Source organism: Mycolicibacterium sp. lyk4-40-TYG-92 (assembly GCF_030209435.1).
Taxonomy (GTDB): domain Bacteria; phylum Actinomycetota; class Actinomycetes; order Mycobacteriales; family Mycobacteriaceae; genus Mycobacterium.
Genome location: NZ_JARVRX010000014.1, coordinates 103,938 through 120,925, shown reverse-complemented (window position 1 = coordinate 120,925; position 16,988 = coordinate 103,938). Strand labels below are relative to the sequence as shown.

The window sequence follows — 16,988 nt, the reverse complement described above, 5'->3', positions numbered from 1 at the left end:
CGTCGTGTCGCGACGATCTCTGGTTGCGCTCTCCGGCGCGGTCCTGTTCCTGGCCGCATGCACCTCGACGGCGCCGCAGCAAAAAGCAGCACCCACACCTGTTTTCAGTTCCGATGTCAGCGGGACGCCCGGAATGAGCGGACCGGGCGCCGGTTCCGGGCCCGCGATGGGGTCGATGGGGTCGATGACCATGGCCCCACCCGAGTCCGGCCAACCCGCGCCCGCTCCGGCCGGGCCGAATGCCGTCAACGTCGACAACTTCGCCTTTGCCCCCGCGGAGTTGACGGTGCCCGCCGGCACGACGGTGACCTGGACCAACCACGACGAGGATCCGCACAACATCGTCGCCGAAGGTGGTCAGTTCCGTTCTCCGACAATGGGTTCCGGTGCCACGTTCAGCTACACGTTCGCGACGCCCGGTACGTACGCCTACGTCTGCGGGATTCATCCCTTCATGCACGGAACGGTGGTCGTCAAATGACTGACGCACAAGATGACCCGCAGCAGATGAACCGCCGGCAACTGCTCCGGCACACGGCGTGGTTCGGCGCCACCGTGGGGTTGTCGGTGGTCGGCGGGGAAGTGCTGTCGCACGTCGCGGGCAGCTCGTCCGCGCCGGCTGCGCAACCCACTCTGCGCTTCGCCCAGGTCAGCGACAGCCACATCGGATTCACCGGGGCCGCCAACACCGACGTCGCCGGGTCGTTCACCCATGCCATCGACACCGTCAACAACCTGGGCTACACGCCGGATTTCGTCATCCACACGGGCGACCTGACCCATCTGGCCACCCCGGAGCAGTTCGATCAGGTCCGGCAGATGATGACCGGGCTCCGCACCCCGCACGTGTTCACCGTTCCGGGAGAACATGATTCGGCCGACGACGCCGGGGCCAAGTACCGCAAGACATTCGGGGCGGGCACCCGCGGCGACGGCTGGTACAGCTTCGACATCGCGGGCGTGCACGTCATCGCGCTGGTGAACACGCTGAATCTCAAGAAGCTCGGTCACCTCGGCGTCGACCAGCTCGAGTTCGTGGAGAAGGACGTCGCCTCGCTGTCGAGCGATACACCGATCGTGGTGTTCAGCCACATCCCGCTGTTCGCGATGTATCCCGATTGGGGCTGGGGAACCGACGACGCGACCCAGGCTTTGAGCTATCTCAAGCGGTTCGCGTCGGTGACCTGTCTCAATGGCCATGTGCACCAGGTGTTTTCCAAGACCGAGGGCAACGTCACGTTCCACAGCGGCACGACGACCGCGTATCCGCTGCCGCATCCCGGCGACGGTCCGGCGCCCAAGCCGCTGACCCTGCCGGCCGGCAAGCTGCACGACGCGCTCGGCATCCGCGAGGTCAGCTATCAGACCGGCCAACACACGCTCGCGCTCAAAGAACGGACCCTGCTGTGACTATCGTCTACCGCCTGGTGATCGCGGCGGCCATGGTTGTCAGCGGCGGTGTGCACGCCTATCTCTACCTGCACGGCTACGGTCACATCCCCACGGTCGGCGCCGGCTTCCTCGTCCAGGCCGCGGTGTTCTGCAGCGTGGGCGTGTTGATCTTGGCCGGCGGTCCGACGTGGTTCCTCTGGGCCTCCGGGGTGTTCTCGGCCGGCGCGCTGGGGGCGTTCGCCCTGTCCCGCACCGTGGGTTTGGCCGGATTCCTTGAAAAAGGCTGGGAACCAGCGCCTTACGCACTGGTGAGCGCCGTTGCCGAAACCGTGGCCGTGCTGGCGGTCGCCGCGTGGGCGGTGCGGACGCGGCAGCGATCAACCGCGGGCGAGTGACGACTACAGTCGGCCGGCCGCGAATTGTGCCGCTTGAGCGACCATGCCGTTGGCGATGTAGGAGTTGTGCGCGGCGGTGGGCTGCCCGGGGGGTGCACCGTTACAGATGGTGTCGCCGCTCGCGCACTGATCGATGGTCTTGGGCGCGTACAGCGGGCCGATGGTGATCTGCGGCGCGCCGGCGTCGCCGAGGAACCGATTCGAGGGCTTCCCGAACAGCGCCACCGCCGCGACGTGACCGGCCACCTCGGGCGGCATCGGGGGCGGTACGAAGGCCGCCGGGACGCCCGGTGGGATGTCGGCTGCCGTGGTGAACGCAGCTACCGCCGCGCCCTGGGAGAATCCGCCGAGCACCATCTTGGTGGCGGGGCACGTGGCGGCCACAGCCTGAATGTGGTTGGTGGCGTCGCGGATTCCGTCGATGACGGTGAGCGCGAACTGGACGCCGTCGTTGAAGTCGGCACTGGCCTGGTAGTTCACCGGGTACACGCTGACCGATTTGGTGCCGCTCTTGGCCCGCACCGCATCGACGAAGGCCTGGCCGATGCCGCCGACGCCCGGCGGTTCGCCGGTGCCGCGGGCGAATATCACTTCGGCATCCGGACAGGCGTCCGCGGTGGCCGCGGGAGCCGGCGCGGCCATCAGGGCCAGCGCGCCGGACATCAGGGTGAACATGCTCGTGAGCCCGCGGGTGCCGAGCCGGTGGCGCGCGCTCGGGGCGTCAGCGCAATGCAAGGTGTGCATGGCGAACCTCTGCGTCGTTTCGTCGTTTCGGGATGCCGATTGCCTGGTTGCGATAGTACGCAGCGAGTTGGAGCCGACGCTGTTCATGTGGGATGCGCGCAGGCGGCTCTGGCCGTGGTGCCAGTCGAATACAGCCCGGGCTGTCACGAACGTTCGGATTGTTCGGATTCGTGGAGACGGGCTGGGAGCCGGTACCGTATGCAGTCCTCAGTGTGGTCGCCGAAGTGGTGGCCGTACTGGCGGCGGGGGTGTGGGCCGAACGCGCCGCGCCGGGGGTGATAGTCGCATTTGTCACGTCCGTCACGCGCGTACCACAGCTGTGGCACCCGTCGCGCGGAAATCGGCGTAGCTGGCCACTTCCGGCGGGCCGGGCCCGGCGCGTCGCGGGCGGCGCGTCGCCGCAACTTGTCGGTGGCTGGTGATAAACCGGTAGTCGGAGCACGACACGCCCCCGGGTGTGATGTGCGACACGCCGAGAGAGTATCTCGGATTCGGCCTTACGACCTGGGAATTTCACGAATGTTGTTCAGAACATCTTGTATCTGTTCGGTTTGTCGCCCACTAGGTGTAGTGTTTGACGGACCGACAGGCCCCCACAATTTGAGGGTCGGCCGGGGCCGGAAAGTCGGTCGGACGGGGATTCCCGGACGTTCTGACCGGAGTGGCCCGGGGCGACCGGAGATGCGGGAATTTCAGGGGTTGCCGGGCCGCTGATCCAGATGGGGATATCAGCGGAAAGCGCCACCCCGTCAGTTGCCAGCCATGTTCAGTTCAGCTTCCAGGCCTTCGAAGAGGAGTCGTACCGAGATGACCGTCACCGTGTACACCAAGCCGGCATGTGTGCAGTGCAACGCCACCTACAAGGCGCTGGACAAGGCGGGCATCGCTTACGAGAAGGTTGACATCAGCATCGATGACGAAGCCCGCGAGTACGTGCTGGCGCTCGGTTACCTGCAGGCCCCGGTCGTGGTGACCGACAGCGAGCACTGGTCGGGCTTCCGCCCCGACCGGATCAAGGCGCTCAGCACCGTGGCGGTCACCGCCTAGAAAACAACCAACCGGGGGAGGAGAAGGAACAGTGAGCAATCTCGTCTACTTCTCCAGCGTGTCCGAGAACACCCACCGCTTCGTCCAGAAGCTGGGCATCCCGGCCACTCGCATCCCGATTCATGGACGTATCGAGGACGGGGTCATCGATGAGCCCTACGTCCTGGTGCTCCCGACCTATGGCGGCGGACGTGCCACCCCGGACATCAACGACGGTGGCTACGTCCCGAAGCAGGTCATCGCTTTTCTCAACAATGAACACAACCGGTCGTTGATCCGCGGCGTTATCGCCGCGGGCAACAACAACTTTGGTGCTGAATTCGCTTACGCGGGCAATGTGGTCTCCCGTAAGTGTGGTGTTCCGTACCTCTACCGCCTTGAACTCATGGGAACCCCGGACGACGTCATCGCCGTTCGTGAGGGTCTGGAAGATTTCTGGAAGGAACTCTCGTGCCACCAACCGTCACAGCTGCAGAACCGGTAGCCGCCACCACGCACGCGCTGCCCGGTGAGAGCGACTACCACGCTCTCAACGCGATGCTCAACCTGTACGACGCGGACGGCAAGATCCAGTTCGACAAGGACGTGCTCGCGGCGCGGGAGTACTTCCTGCAGCACGTGAACCAGAACACGGTGTTCTTTCACAGCCAGGACGAGAAGCTCGATTACCTGATCGAGAAGGAGTACTACGAGCGCGAGGTGCTCGACCAGTACAGCCGCAACTTCGTCAAGCAGCTGCTGGACCGGGCCTTCGCCAAGAAGTTCCGGTTCCCGACGTTTCTGGGCGCGTTCAAGTACTACACCAGCTACACGCTGAAGACTTTCGACGGCAAGCGCTACCTGGAGCGCTTCGAGGATCGCGTCGTCATGGTGGCCCTCACCCTGGCTGCAGGTGACACCGAGCTGGCCGAGAAGCTCGTCGACGAGATCATCGACGGCCGTTTCCAGCCGGCCACCCCGACGTTCCTCAACTCGGGCAAGAAGCAGCGCGGCGAGCCCGTGTCGTGCTTCCTGCTGCGCATCGAGGACAACATGGAGTCGATCGGCCGCTCGATCAACTCGGCGCTGCAGCTGTCCAAGCGCGGCGGTGGAGTTGCGTTGCTGCTCAGCAACATTCGTGAGCACGGTGCGCCGATCAAGAACATCGAGAACCAGTCCTCGGGCGTCATCCCGATCATGAAGCTGCTGGAGGACTCGTTCTCCTACGCCAACCAGCTCGGTGCCCGCCAGGGCGCGGGTGCGGTGTACCTGCACGCGCACCACCCCGACATCTACCGCTTCCTCGACACCAAGCGGGAGAACGCCGACGAGAAGATCCGGATCAAGACGCTCTCGCTGGGCGTCGTCATCCCGGACATCACGTTCGAGCTGGCGAAGAAGAACGAGGACATGTACCTCTTCTCGCCGTACGACGTCGAGAAGGTGTACGGGCTGCCGTTCGCCGACGTCAACGTCACCGAGAAGTACTACGAGATGGTCGACAACGGCGCCATCCGCAAGACGAAGATCAAGGCGCGCGAGTTCTTCCAGACCCTCGCCGAGCTGCAGTTCGAGTCGGGCTACCCGTACATCATGTTCGAGGACACGGTGAACCGGGCCAACCCCATCGATGGCAAGATCACGCACTCGAACCTGTGCTCGGAAATCCTGCAGGTGTCGACGCCGTCGCTGTTCAACGAGGACCTGTCCTACGCCAAGGTCGGCAAGGACATCTCGTGCAACCTGGGCTCGCTGAACATCGCCAAGGCCATGGATTCGCCGGACTTCGCGCAGACCATCGAGGTGTCGATCCGCGCGCTGACCGCGGTGTCGGATCAGACGCACATCTGGTCGGTGCCGTCGATCGAGCAGGGCAACAACGACTCGCACGCCATCGGCCTGGGGCAGATGAACCTGCACGGCTACCTGGCCCGTGAGCAGATTCACTACGGCTCCGAAGAGGGCATCGACTTCACCAACATCTACTTCTACACCGTGCTGTTCCACGCACTGCGCGCGTCGAACCGCATTGCGATCGAACGTGGTACGAAGTTCGGCGGGTTCGAGAAGTCGAAGTACGCCTCGGGTGAGTTCTTCGACAAGTACACCGAGCGGGAGTGGGCGCCGAAGACCGACAAGGTGCGCCAGATCTTCGCCGATGCCGGCATTCACATTCCGACGCAGGATGATTGGCGTTCGCTGAAGGAATCGGTGCAGGCGCACGGCATCTACAACCAGAACCTGCAGGCGGTTCCGCCGACGGGCTCGATCTCGTACATCAACCACTCGACCAGCTCGATCCACCCGGTCGCGTCGAAGATCGAGATCCGTAAGGAAGGCAAGATCGGTCGCGTCTACTACCCGGCGCCGTACCTGACGAACGACAACCTGGAGTACTACAAGGACGCGTACGAGATCGGCTACGAGAAGATCATCGACACGTACGCCGCGGCCACTCAGCATGTGGACCAAGGACTTTCGCTGACGTTGTTCTTCAAGGACACCGCCACGACGCGTGACGTCAACAAGGCGCAGATCTACGCCTGGCGCAAGGGTATCAAGACGCTGTACTACATCCGCCTGCGTCAGATGGCGCTGGAAGGCACTGAGGTGGACAACTGCGTCAGCTGCATGTTGTAAGGCTCTGAACGCGAGCAGACGTCAAATGTCCCCCAAGACAACGGTTTTGGGGGACATTTACGTGTAGTCCCGAGAACGGAAGGGATGACGGTGAACTCGCTGGGACCGAGTCTTGTCGACCGCAGCGGCCATCGGTATCCCGCTGACCAACCCCGCTGGCGCGGTGACGACGGCGGCCCGCTGGTCTTCGAACCGCTGCCGGGCATCGGCCGCGAGCAGATCGACGCCGCGGTCAACTCGCAGTGGCGCTATCGCGCGGCGCTGCCAGATCCCTTGGCGCACATCGACCCGGTGACCCTCGGTGAGGGCCGGACACCGTTGATCAATCGAACCTTCGACGGCATCGACGTCGGCCTGAAGCTCGAGTCGATGAATCCCACCGGCAGTTTCAAGGACCGAGGCGTCGCGGTGATGGTAACGGCCCTTCGGCACCACGGGATCGACCGTGCCCTCGAGGACTCCAGCGGCAACGGGGGATCCTCGGTGGCCGCGTACTGTGCGGCGGCAGGGATCGAAGCCCACATCCTCGTGCCGGCTGCGACGTCGCCGAACAAGATCGTGCAGAGCCGATGGCACGGGGCCCACATCGAACTCGTCTCCGGCACCCGGCAGGAGGTGGCCGACGAGGCTGTGCGTCGCGCCGACACGACGTTCTACGCAAGCCACAACTGGCACCCGCATTTCCTGCAAGGCATCAAACTGATCGCCTACGAGATCTGGGAGGACCTCGGTTTTCGTTCTCCCGCTGCGGTTCTCGTTCCCGCGGGGGCCGGCAGCCTGGTCCTCGGTTGCGCCACCGGCTTCGGCGAACTGTATCGAGCGGGCGAGATCGAACGCGTGCCACGAATCCTCGTCAGTCAACCCGAGAATTGCTGCCCGCTCGTCAAGGCACTGGAGCAGGGGAGCGCTGAGGTCGTCGAAAAGCAATGGGCGACGACTGTCGCCGAGGGCACGGCCATCGCGCAGCCCGTGCGGGATCGTGAAGTCCTGCAAGCGATCCGGGACAGCGGTGGGGCGGCTGTCGCGGTCCCAGAAGACGAGTTGCTGCCCGCGGTCGGGCAGCTCGCCAGGACCGGGCTGTTCGTCGAACCCACCAGCGCCCAGGTCGTGCCCGCGCTACGTCAGTTACGGGCAGCTGGAGAGATCAGTGCCGCGGACACCGTCGTCGCCGTTCTCACTGGTTCGGGGCTGAAGGCCGGTCACCTGCTTGCCACCGTGTGACGACGGAGGTCTTTCTGGTTGGGGTCGACGTCCACCACTCAGGCGGTAGTCCCTTCGAGGCGCCGCATCCGAACTCCGAGTGCGGCGACGTGCGCTGCCGCTGCACGCTCCGCGGCCGCCGCGTCACCGACCTGGATCGCGTGGACGATGGCGGCGTGCTCGGCCACGGCGAATCTGCGTCCCGCGTCGTCGGACCACAGCCCGCTGTTGTAGAGGTGGGCCTTGGCATCGAGCCGGTGCAACGCTTCGCTGAGGGGCCGGTTGCCTGCGAGATCGCGCACCGCGGTGTGGAATTCGAGGTCCCACCGGGCCTCGTTGAGCGCGTCGGCGGGAGCGGCGAGCCGTTCCTTCTGGTCTTCGACGAGGCGCACCAGTTCGTCGACCTCGGCCGTCGTCGCCCGCATGGTGGCCGCCGAGGCGGCGTACCCGTCGAGTAGCTCGCGCACCGCAAACACCTCGGCGATCTCGGCGGCGTCGACGTGCGCAACCCGGGCGCCCGCGTGCGGCGTGTGCACTGCGAGCCCGTCCGCGACCAGTCTCTGGACCGAATCGCGGACGGGACTGCGGCTGACCTCCAGCTCCGCTGCGAGTGCCGGGACGCTCAGCGGAGCGCCCGACGGCAACCGCCCCGTGAAGATGCGGTCCAGCAGCTGCTTGTACACCGCTTCGCCGAGCAGGGAATCCGACCCTGCAGTCATCAGCACCGACCTCCTCGCGGCGCCGGCAGCGGCCGGTGCGCTCATGCCCTCGGACCGGCGTAGTTCGCGGCGACCCGCTGACGAAGGTACTCGGCCGCGGTGATCGGCGGGTACGTCCCCGCGGGCGGGTCGATGACGACGTCGCGATTGGCCTGAGCGAAGAACGGAATCGAGTAGCGCGGCCCGGCGTACTCGCCGGCGCCGGGCACACGCACCCGGTGAAAGGTGGAGAGCAGCTGGTCGTCGCTCCACCGCATCAGCATGTCGCCGATGTTGCAGGTGATTGCGGTGTCGGAGGGCACCACGGGTGTCCACTCCTGCGCGTCGGCCTCCCGCCCCGGGCACACCTGCAATCCGCCTTGGCCGTTGCGCTGGAAAAGCAGTGTGAGGCAGTCGAAGTCGGTGTGCGCACCCGCGCGCCAGGTGCCGGGGGCCCCGCGTAACTCGTCGGGCAGTGCGTAGTAATGGATGAGTCGCAGTGTCGACTGGTACTGGTCCGACTCCGGATCGTGCGCGCGGGTGAAGAATTCGCGGTCGAAGCCCAGCCGGTCGGCGAAGCAGGACAGCACCCACATCGCCAGCTCCCAGCACTGTGACTCGAAGTCCAGTATGAAGTCGCGGAACCCAGGAAGCTGCTGTTCCTGTGGCCACAATCCGGTCATGTGCGGTCGCGTGATCTGGAACGACTCCTTCTGGTCGGGCGTGCCCACCGACGGCCGCACCTGGCTGGAGAACTCCCAGCCCACGTTGTTGGGTTTGTCCAGCGGCAGAGCGGCTTTGGTCTCTTCGGGGAGGGCGAAGAACTCCGCGGCACGGGCGAACGCGGCATCCACCAGATGCTGTGGGATCGGGTGGCCCACCAGTTGGAAGAAGCCGATCTCTGTGGCGGCGCGCCACAGTTGATCGGTGATCTCCTCGCGCCGCTCCTCGCGGTCGGTGAGGTCGATCCGGGGGACCCTGCGCTCGGTCTCGACTCCGAGGCCGCCCATGCGGCTCTCGAGGTCCAGTTCCTGCATTCCGTACTGCGCGTTCATCTGTCGGTCTCCTCGAAAGGTCTTGGTAGGTCGTTGGATTAGGACTGGGCGCCCAGCAGGCGCGCGGCTTCGCGATCGGCTCCAGCGGGTGCGCGTCCCGTCTTCATCCCGGCGAGCTTCTCCTGCAGGTGGGCGGCCACGGTGATCGGCGGGTATCCCTTCGCCCCGGGTTCGACGGTGCCGGGCAACGGCTCGATGACGGCGTCGTGGTTGCCGTCGAGGAAGAATGCCGCGGAACGGCGCCGCTCGATTCGTCCGTCCACGACGGGCGGATCCACGCGGTGCAGGGTGGAGCGCCAGCGATCGTTGGTCCACCGCGCGAATGCGTCGCCGAGGTTGATCAGGAATGCTCCGGGGTCCGGCTGCACCGGGTGCCACACGGAGTCGGCGCCGAGTACCTCGAGGCCGGGAACCTGATCGGCCCACAGCACGGTGAGGATGCCGAAGTCGGTGTGCGCACCCATGCCGGTGAGGGGGCCGTCCAGTTCGATCGCTCCGGGGGCGAGCGCGTAGTTGTTCATCTTGAGCGTGTCGATCGAGTGGTCCACGAGATGGTCGAAGTACCCGGTGCCCAGGCCCAGGGCGTCGGAGCAGGCCCGCAAGAGTGCCCGCGACAGGACCGTCACCTCGCGGAAGTAGGTCTCCACGGCGTCGCGGAATCCCAGAAGATCCGGCCAGCTGTTGTCCGGGTAGTCGTCGACCGGCAGGTCCGCGTGCGGGTAGGCCGTGGCCTCCGTACCCAGCGTGAACGCCTCGTAGAAGTCGTTCATGGCGTTGGCCGGAGCGACGCCCAGGCTCATGCTCAGGGACTCGGACTTCGGCGGCGTGTAACCGCGGTTCTCGCCCGGTCTGCGCAGGGTGCGCTTGAATTCCGTAGGCGCGCCGAAGAATTGGTCGATCGCAGCGGCGAGTCCGTCGATCGCATCAGCGGGGATGCCGTGCCCGACCACCTGAAGGAAGCCGACGCCGGCGCAGGCGGCGTCGATCCGTGCGGCAACGGCGGCGCAGGCGGGGTCGGCGTCCTTGGACGCGGCAGGGTCGAGGTAGGGGGCGATGTCGATACGCGGGACGGTGAAGGTGGTCATCCTTGTGCTCCAACACATCTCGAGGGGGAAAGGAGGGTGGTCATCGAGCGCCACCGGACGTGTGCCAGCGGCCGACGGCGAGCCGCGACACCGCGGAACATGCGACGAAGACGACCACGCCGAGGGCGGCGGCGAGGGTGATCGCTGCGATGAGGTCGGTCGACCGCAGCTGCGCGCGGAAGGTGTCCATCAGGGTTCCGATGCCGGGCTTGCCCTGTGCGAAGAACATGTCGCCGATGATGGCGCCGATGATCACCTGGCCGGAGGCGATCCGAAGGCCGGTCAGGATCGACGGCAGCGCCGCGGGCAGCTCCAGCCGGACGAGCCGCTGGACCCGTGAAGCCCTTCCCAGAGTGAACAGTTCGTGCAGGCCGGGGTCGACGGAGCGGAATCCGAAGTGGGTGTTGGTGATGATGGGGAACAGGGCGATCATGACGCACACCGCGACCCGGGACATGGTGCTGTAGCCGAACCACAGGCCGAGGAGCGGGGTGATCGCGAGGATCGGAACCACCTGCAGCACAACGGCGTACGGGAAGATCGCGCGCTCGAGCCACCAGGTTTGACTCATCAGCGCTCCGACCGCGACGCCGATGAGCGTCGTGAAGAGGAAGCCGATCCCGGCGACCTTGGCTGTCACTCCCAGCGCCGTGAGCATCGGCTGGAGGTGGGCGGGGTTCAGGAGCGACTCGGTGAGGACGGTGTGCGGGGCGGGCAGGAGGAACCGCCGAGACGGGCTGAGCACCAGGTACGTCACGGCGTACCAGAGGCCGATGCCGGCCGCCAGGGCGCCGACGGCGACGGCGCCCCGGCCGATTCGCGCGGTCCACACGGAGGCCGGCGCGGGCGTGGATGGGCTCGTCGTCCGCGTCAGGGGCAGGTCCAGTGCGGCGGTCACGCGATCTCCCTCAGCAGTTTCGAGATACGGGCGACGGTCTCGGTGTACTGCGGCTCGAAGCGCAGCAGTGGACCGCGAGGGTGCGGCAGGTCGACCTCGACATCGGCGGCGATTCGGCCGGGCCGGGCGGACATGACGATCACCCTGTCCGCGAGCAGGACGGCCTCGGATACCGAGTGGGTGACGAAAACGGACGTGAGCCCGCGGCGTTCGCACAGCTCCAGGAGCTGGAGTTGCATCTCCTGGCGTGTCAGCTCGTCCAGCGCCCCGAAGGGCTCGTCGAGCAGCATGAGCTCGGGCTCAAGGGCGAGCGCGCGGGCGAGGGAGACGCGCATCTGCATCCCTCCGGACAGTGATTTCGGCAGCTGCTGGGCGAACTCCTCGAGACCGACGGAGGCGAGGGCCGCGTCGACCCGTGCGGTGCGCTCTGCGGCGGGCATGCCGTCCAGTTCCACGAGCAGAGAAGCGTTCTTGCGGACCGTCGCCCACGGCATGAGCGTCGCCGCCTGAAAGATGAACCCCACCGACGAGGTGCCGGTGGCGACCAGACCCGCCGACGGGCGTTCGAGTCCCGCGGCCAGGCGCAGGAGGGTGGACTTGCCGCAGCCCGACGGCCCGACGATGGCGACGAATTCGCCGCGCCGGACGGACAGGGTGACCGACGACAGGGCTGTGGTGCCGGTGGCGTAGGTCATGGACACGTCGTGGAAGGAGACCTGGTCGCCCGCTTTGAGGTGGCGAGCGTCGACATCGTTCCGAGTGTCGATGAGGTGGGCGGGGGATGGCACGAGAACCTCCGGGATGGGCGTCGTCGTGAGCAGTGACTGCCCGCGATCAAAAGCCAGTCTGCAGATTGCATGTAATTAGTGGGATATCCGCGCTGTGAAGTTCTTGTTACATGCATCGAGTGGAGTTGCCACCGACTCACCAGTGGGTGAGTGTGTAATCGTCCCCGCCGGCTCATGGCGTTCCTCCGGGTCGATCATCTGCCCCGGTCCCATTGCAGGAGAAGAGATGTCCAGCTCGCCCTTCCAGATCGCACGTTGTGCCGCCGTGGCCGCCGTGGCCGGCCTCGGTGCGGCGGCCCTCGCCGGCTGCGGCACATCAGCCGGTCCCGCAGCGTCGGTCTCGTTCGAATCTGCCGCCCCCGCACAGCGTTTGAACGACGTGTGCCCTGCCACGGTGACCGTGCAGCTGCAGTGGCGACCCCAGGCCGACATGGGTGGCCTGTTCCAGATGCTGGGTGCCGACTACTCGGTGGACGTCACCGGCAAGTCGGTCACCGGCACGCTCGTGGCGCAGGGCAAGGACACCGGTGTGAAACTGCGACTGAAGTCCGGCGGCTCGGCGATCGGCTTCCAGTCCGTCGCCTCCCAGATGTACGTCGACTCCACCATTGATCTCGGCCTGGTGCACGGCGACCAAGTGGTGGCGGCGAGCGGTAGCCAGCGTGTCGTCGGTGTCGCCCCGCTGCTGACCCACAATCCGGCGATCCTGATGTGGGATTCGGCCAAGCACCCGGGGCTGACGCTCAAGGGCCTCGCCGAATCGGGCGCCACCGTCGTCGTGTCCAAGGAGCAGACCTTTCCCACCTGGCTGCTCGCCAAGGGGTACGTCCAGCCGACCCAGCTCGACACCAGCTACGACGGCAGCCCCGCCCGGTTCGTCGCCGACCCCGCCATCGTCCAGCAGGGATACGTCACCTCGGAGCCGTGGGTCTACGAGCACGACACGCCCGCCTGGAACAAGCCCGTGCAGTACGGACTCCTCTCCGAGCTGGGCTACGACCCGTACGCCTCGAACGTCTCCGTCCGCGCCGACAAGCTCGGTGCGCTGGCGCCCTGTTTGAAGAAGCTGGTCCCGATCATCCAGCAGGCCGACGCGGACTTCGTCACCTCGCCCGGCGGCACCGCCAAGCTCATCTCGGAGGTGGTCGCCAAGGACACGGCGAACGCGCCGTACCCGATCGGCGAGGCCGAGTACGCCGCCGGAATTCTCAAGTCGAAGGGGCTCATCGCGAACGAGAACGGTTCGGTGGCAACCTACGACCCGGCTCGGGCTGCTGCCTTCGTCACCGACCTTGCGCCGATCCTCGCCGCCCAGGGCGCGAAGGTCGACCCCAAGGTCGACCCCGCCACCCTGTTCGACCCGCAGTTCGGCGACCGCGGCATCGGGATCAAGTGAGGCCGCTGACCCTGCCGCAGCTGGTCGACCAGCAGGTGCGGCTCATCACCGATGTCACGGTGTGGACCGGCCAGGCGTGGCGCGCGCACGCCGACGTCGCGATCGCCGGCGGTGCCGTGGCCGCGGTGCGCGACCACATCCCGCCGCCGCCTGGTCCGGGCATCGTCGACGGTAGGGGCGCGCACCTGATCCCCGGATTCGTCAACACCCATACGCACCTGCAGCAGTCGCTGTGCCGCGGGGTCGGGGAAGGGCAGCCGCTCCTGCACTGGCTGCTCGCCGTGGGAGAGGCGATGAACGCGGTCACTCCCGAGCGGGCGTACCTCGCGGCGGTGGCCGCGGCGCTCGAGGGACTGCTCTCGGGCACCACCACTTTGGTGGAGCACATGTGGCCGCATCCGAGCGGGGAGGTGCACGACGCGGTGCTCGCGGCGCTGGCCGATGTCGGCGTGCGGGCGGTGCTCGGCAGGGGGATCGCCGACCGGGCCGATCCCACGCGCAAGTGGGGATTCGATCCCCGGCTGATGCAACCGCTGGACTTCGCCCTGGACGACGTCGACCGCCTCGCCGCGGCCGCCAGCGACCGGGTGCGGCTCGGCCTGGCCGTGCCGAACCCGCGGTCGCTCACCATCCAGGGCATGCGGTCCGCGGCGGAGTTCGCCGCCGAGCGCGGGCTGACCACGATGATCCACCTGTCGGAGACCGGCACCGACGACGCGCTGTGTCGCGAGCACGCCGGGATGCGGGCGGTCGACTACCTCGCCGAGGGCGGATTGATCGGCGAGCGACTCCTCGCGGTGCACGGCGTCGAGCTGGACGAGTACGCGCGCCGGACGCTCGCCGCCGGCGGCGCGGCGGTGTCGTGGAACCCGGTGTCCAACATGCGGCTGGGATCCGGCGTCGCGCCGGTCACGGAGTTGCTCGCCGAGGGCGTCGCTGTCGGGATAGGCGTCGACGGTGCCGGGTCCAACGACCGGCAGGACATGCTCGAGACGTTGCGCGCGGGCGCGTATGTCCAGCGCGCGCACGCCCGCCGTGCGGACCTGTTCGACACCGCGACCATGCTCTCGATCGCCTGCGATGGCGCCGCGCGCGCCCTCGGCGGCTCAGTGGCGGACGTCCCGGGCGGGGTCACTGTCGGGCGACCCGCGGACCTGACCCTGCTGCGTTTCGACCGGGACTTCGCGTGCCTGCCTGTGACGGACCCGGGCGCGACGCTGCTGACCTGCGGGACGCCGCGCATCGTCGACACCGTTCTCGTGGGCGGTGAAGCGGTTGTCGCGGGCGGGAGCAGCACGCGGATCGACGTGGACGCCCTCACGGCGGCACTTGTCACGTCAGGGCGTACCGCTGTCGAGGACGGCCGGTGGAGCCATACTGCAGGCCCATCGTGAGGGTGCCGGCCCGCACCAGATCTGCGAGGTAGCGCCGCGCCGTCGCCGGCGCGACGCCCACCAGTTGCGCGATCTCGTCAGCCAGCAGTGGTTCACCCGCCTCGCGGAGCGCGTCCACGATCAGTCGCTCGGTCAGCGGGGCGCTGTCGTCCTTCTTGGTGGCCGGCCGCTCGGACCGCAGCGCCGAGACCGCGGAGTCCATCTGCTCCTGAGTCAGGTGTGGGCCGTCGAGGATTCGTCGATAGGCCGTGTATGCGGCCAGGCGGCGCGCCAACTCGGTGTTCGGGAACGGCTTGATGAGATAGTGCAGGGCGCCGGCGGCGAACCCGGCCCGGATGCTGGCCGCGTCGTCGGCAGCGCCCAAGATGAACGCGTCGCAACGCAGGCTGCGTACCAAGTCGATGCCGGAGCCGTCCGGTAGGTACACGTCGACGAGCGCCAGATCCACCGGTGCCTGCGCGGCTTCGGCGTCGGCCAGGATCGTCCCGGCTTCCGCAATGGTTCGCGCCGAGCCGACCGTGACCAGTCCGAGCATCGAGTCCACCACCGAGGCGTGCAGCGCCGCGACCCGAAAGTCGTCGTCCACCACCAGGATTCGCAGCTCACGCGTCATCGCCCAGAACACCTCCCGGAATCGTGGCCAGCACCGTGGTCGGCTCGCCGTCCGTGCCGCCGCGGGCGGTGATGGTGACGTCCCCACCGTGTCCGCGCGCGACTTGCCGTGCGATGGCCAGGCCCATACCGCGCCCGCCCGGCACCGTCGGGTCGGATCGCGTGGTGACCCCCTCGAGGAAGGGGTCGTCGACAGTGAACCCGGGCCCGGTGTCGGTCACCACGATCACCAGATCATGTCCGTCGCGCAGCAGATCCAGCTCTACCGCAGGGATGTGCGCGTCCGGTGCCGCGTTTTCGGCCGCCGCGTCGATCGCGTTGTCGAGCAGATTCCCGACCACCGTGGTGGTGTCCACCGGGTGCGCGAGTGTGCCGACCAGCGCCGTCTCTTCGCCAACCCGCAGCACGACGCCGCGCTCGTGCGCACGAGCGGCCTTGGCGCCGACGAACGCCCGCAGATGTGGTTCGTCCAGCCGTTCCAGACCTGGCACGGGGGCCACGCCGGCTCGCCCGGTGATCTCGTCGAGGTAGCTCAGCGCCTCGGCGGTCCGGTCGTCGCGGAGCAGGCCTGCCACCACGTGCAGGCGGTTCGCCGACTCGTGGCGCTGTGCCCGCAACGCCGAGCTCATGGCTTGCACCGAGTCCAGCTCCCGGGTGAGTGCCTCGATGTCGGTGCGGTCCACTGCGGTCAGCACCGTGCCCAGATCGGTGCCGTCGCGGTGCACCCGCCGGGACGACACCAGCACCACGCGTTCATTGACGGCCGCGGCCACCGGCACCGTCGTCGGCTCCGCTGCGACGGCAGCCACGCGGGGCGTCAGTCCCAGATCGCGCAGCGGTGTCCCCGGTGCAGCGGTGATACCGAGCAACTCCCGCGCCCGCTCGTTGATCACCCGGGCGATGCCTTTCGCGTCGATCGCGATGACTCCCTCTGCGCCCGAATGCAATACCGCGTCCTGCTCGCGGATCAGCTCGGCCATTTCCTCGGGCTCCAGGCTCAGGGTCAGGCGGCGCCACCGCCTGGTCAACAGAGCCGAGCCGATAGCGCCCACCGTGAGTGCAATCGCCACCAACGTCACCATGAGCACCAGGGTGCGGTGGGTGGCCGCATTGACGGTATCCATCGCCACGCCGACACTCACCAGGCCGACGACCGTGCCGTCTGGACCGCGGATCGGTGCCTTGGCGCGGACCGAATCGCCGAGAGTGCCGTGCTGCACGGTCAGTTCGGACTCGCCACCGAGGACGGCGGACGGATCGGTGCTCAGAGGCCGATCCAGCTGTGTCGGGTCTGGATGTGCGATGCGGTAGCCGGCGTCGTCGGCGATCACCACGAACAGCACTCCGGTCCGGGCGGTGATGGCCGCGGCCTGCCGTTGCAGCGGGGCGGTGGCCAGCTCGGCGGCCGAAGCCGGGTGCCCGGCCCGACGCGCTGCGGATTGGGCGGCTGCGCCGGCCTGGACCTCCTGATCCGAGGCCACCGTCTCGGCGATGGCCTGGGCGCGACGCGCGAATTCGGTTCGGGTCTGCGTGTCGGCGCGGTGGATGATGATGCCGAAACCGGCAGCCAGGCTGGCGGTCACGATCACCATCTGCAGAATCAGGATCTGCGTGCGTAATCGGATCCTCGGCATGGGGGTCGAGGCTATCGCTGTCGACGACGGA

Annotated in this window: 17 protein-coding genes; 9 read left to right on the top strand and 8 right to left on the bottom strand. The window is 67.3% G+C overall.

Annotated elements, in window-relative coordinates:
- The first annotated feature begins 4 nt into the window (after nucleotides 1-4).
- The 3 genes from QRN63_RS20375 to QRN63_RS20365 are packed head-to-tail and all read left to right on the top strand — an operon-like array spanning nucleotide 5 to nucleotide 1,787.
- Entirely contained in the window at nucleotides 5-481 is a 477-nt protein-coding gene (locus tag QRN63_RS20375) for a cupredoxin domain-containing protein (RefSeq protein WP_285032486.1), read from the top strand.
- Nucleotides 478-1,410 (top strand): metallophosphoesterase family protein, encoded by a 933-nt coding sequence (locus QRN63_RS20370; protein WP_285032485.1) that lies wholly within the window; start codon nucleotides 478-480, stop codon nucleotides 1,408-1,410. The genes QRN63_RS20375 and QRN63_RS20370 overlap by 4 nt, the downstream gene beginning before the upstream one ends.
- A gap of 32 nt (nucleotides 1,411-1,442) precedes the next feature.
- Nucleotides 1,443-1,787, top strand: a complete 345-nt coding sequence (locus QRN63_RS20365) for a hypothetical protein (protein ID WP_267316684.1) — start codon at nucleotides 1,443-1,445, stop codon at nucleotides 1,785-1,787.
- Between the two features lie 3 nt (nucleotides 1,788-1,790).
- On the opposite strand, the gene QRN63_RS20360 is transcribed toward QRN63_RS20365, so the two are convergent.
- Nucleotides 1,791-2,462, bottom strand: a complete 672-nt coding sequence (locus QRN63_RS20360; protein WP_285032691.1) for a cutinase family protein — start codon at nucleotides 2,460-2,462, stop codon at nucleotides 1,791-1,793.
- Between the two features lie 876 nt (nucleotides 2,463-3,338).
- Between QRN63_RS20360 and nrdH the strand changes: the two genes are divergently transcribed.
- The 4 genes from nrdH to QRN63_RS20340 all read left to right on the top strand — a co-directional run bounded on the left by nrdH (nucleotide 3,339) and on the right by QRN63_RS20340 (nucleotide 7,418).
- Nucleotides 3,339-3,578: a glutaredoxin-like protein NrdH gene (gene nrdH, locus QRN63_RS20355; RefSeq protein WP_020104016.1), complete on the top strand. Its 240-nt coding sequence runs from the start codon at nucleotides 3,339-3,341 to the stop codon at nucleotides 3,576-3,578.
- 31 nt (nucleotides 3,579-3,609) lie between these two features.
- Complete coding sequence (nrdI, locus tag QRN63_RS20350) at nucleotides 3,610-4,062, top strand: class Ib ribonucleoside-diphosphate reductase assembly flavoprotein NrdI (protein ID WP_267316529.1); 453 nt, start codon at nucleotides 3,610-3,612, stop codon at nucleotides 4,060-4,062.
- On the top strand, nucleotides 4,029-6,197 hold the full coding sequence (gene nrdE / locus QRN63_RS20345) for a class 1b ribonucleoside-diphosphate reductase subunit alpha (protein ID WP_285032484.1): 2,169 nt from the start codon (nucleotides 4,029-4,031) through the stop codon (nucleotides 6,195-6,197). Before nrdI ends, nrdE begins: the two co-directional genes overlap by 34 nt.
- A 90-nt stretch (nucleotides 6,198-6,287) precedes the next feature.
- Nucleotides 6,288-7,418, top strand: a complete 1,131-nt coding sequence (locus QRN63_RS20340) for a threonine synthase (RefSeq protein WP_285032483.1) — start codon at nucleotides 6,288-6,290, stop codon at nucleotides 7,416-7,418.
- Nucleotides 7,419-7,456: 38 nt separating this feature from the next.
- Here the strand turns inward: QRN63_RS20340 and QRN63_RS20335 are convergent, their stop codons facing one another.
- From QRN63_RS20335 to QRN63_RS20315, 5 genes are read right to left on the bottom strand one after another with little or no spacing between them, the layout of a single operon-like run.
- Entirely contained in the window at nucleotides 7,457-8,116 is a 660-nt protein-coding gene (locus tag QRN63_RS20335; RefSeq protein ID WP_267316532.1) for a GntR family transcriptional regulator, read from the bottom strand.
- Nucleotides 8,117-8,157: 41 nt separating this feature from the next.
- Complete coding sequence (locus QRN63_RS20330) at nucleotides 8,158-9,150, bottom strand: isopenicillin N synthase family dioxygenase (RefSeq protein ID WP_285032482.1); 993 nt, start codon at nucleotides 9,148-9,150, stop codon at nucleotides 8,158-8,160.
- Nucleotides 9,151-9,188: 38 nt separating this feature from the next.
- Complete coding sequence (locus tag QRN63_RS20325) at nucleotides 9,189-10,235, bottom strand: isopenicillin N synthase family dioxygenase (RefSeq protein ID WP_267316534.1); 1,047 nt, start codon at nucleotides 10,233-10,235, stop codon at nucleotides 9,189-9,191.
- A 40-nt stretch (nucleotides 10,236-10,275) separates the two neighbouring features.
- Nucleotides 10,276-11,133 carry an ABC transporter permease gene (locus QRN63_RS20320; protein WP_502888167.1) on the bottom strand — a complete coding sequence of 286 codons (858 nt, stop codon included), beginning with the start codon at nucleotides 11,131-11,133 and terminating at the stop codon, nucleotides 10,276-10,278.
- A complete protein-coding gene (locus tag QRN63_RS20315) occupies nucleotides 11,130-11,921 on the bottom strand; it encodes an ABC transporter ATP-binding protein (RefSeq protein ID WP_285032481.1) in 792 nt (263 codons plus the stop codon). Before QRN63_RS20315 ends, QRN63_RS20320 begins: the two co-directional genes overlap by 4 nt.
- Before the next feature lie 226 nt (nucleotides 11,922-12,147).
- On the opposite strand from QRN63_RS20315, the gene QRN63_RS20310 reads away from it, so the two are divergent.
- Together QRN63_RS20310 and QRN63_RS20305 are read left to right on the top strand one after the other, a co-directional pair.
- On the top strand, nucleotides 12,148-13,317 hold the full coding sequence (locus QRN63_RS20310) for a nitrate ABC transporter substrate-binding protein (protein WP_285032480.1): 1,170 nt from the start codon (nucleotides 12,148-12,150) through the stop codon (nucleotides 13,315-13,317).
- A gap of 5 nt (nucleotides 13,318-13,322) precedes the next feature.
- Nucleotides 13,323-14,711, top strand: coding sequence for an amidohydrolase family protein (locus QRN63_RS20305; protein WP_502888170.1), 1,389 nt, complete (start codon nucleotides 13,323-13,325; stop codon nucleotides 14,709-14,711).
- On the opposite strand, the gene QRN63_RS20300 is transcribed toward QRN63_RS20305, so the two are convergent.
- Together QRN63_RS20300 and QRN63_RS20295 are read right to left on the bottom strand one after the other, a co-directional pair.
- Nucleotides 14,650-15,324: a response regulator gene (locus QRN63_RS20300; protein ID WP_285032478.1), complete on the bottom strand. Its 675-nt coding sequence runs from the start codon at nucleotides 15,322-15,324 to the stop codon at nucleotides 14,650-14,652. The genes QRN63_RS20305 and QRN63_RS20300 overlap by 62 nt on opposite strands.
- Nucleotides 15,314-16,957: a sensor histidine kinase gene (locus tag QRN63_RS20295; RefSeq protein ID WP_285032477.1), complete on the bottom strand. Its 1,644-nt coding sequence runs from the start codon at nucleotides 16,955-16,957 to the stop codon at nucleotides 15,314-15,316. Before QRN63_RS20295 ends, QRN63_RS20300 begins: the two co-directional genes overlap by 11 nt.
- Between the last annotated feature and the right edge of the window lie 31 nt (nucleotides 16,958-16,988).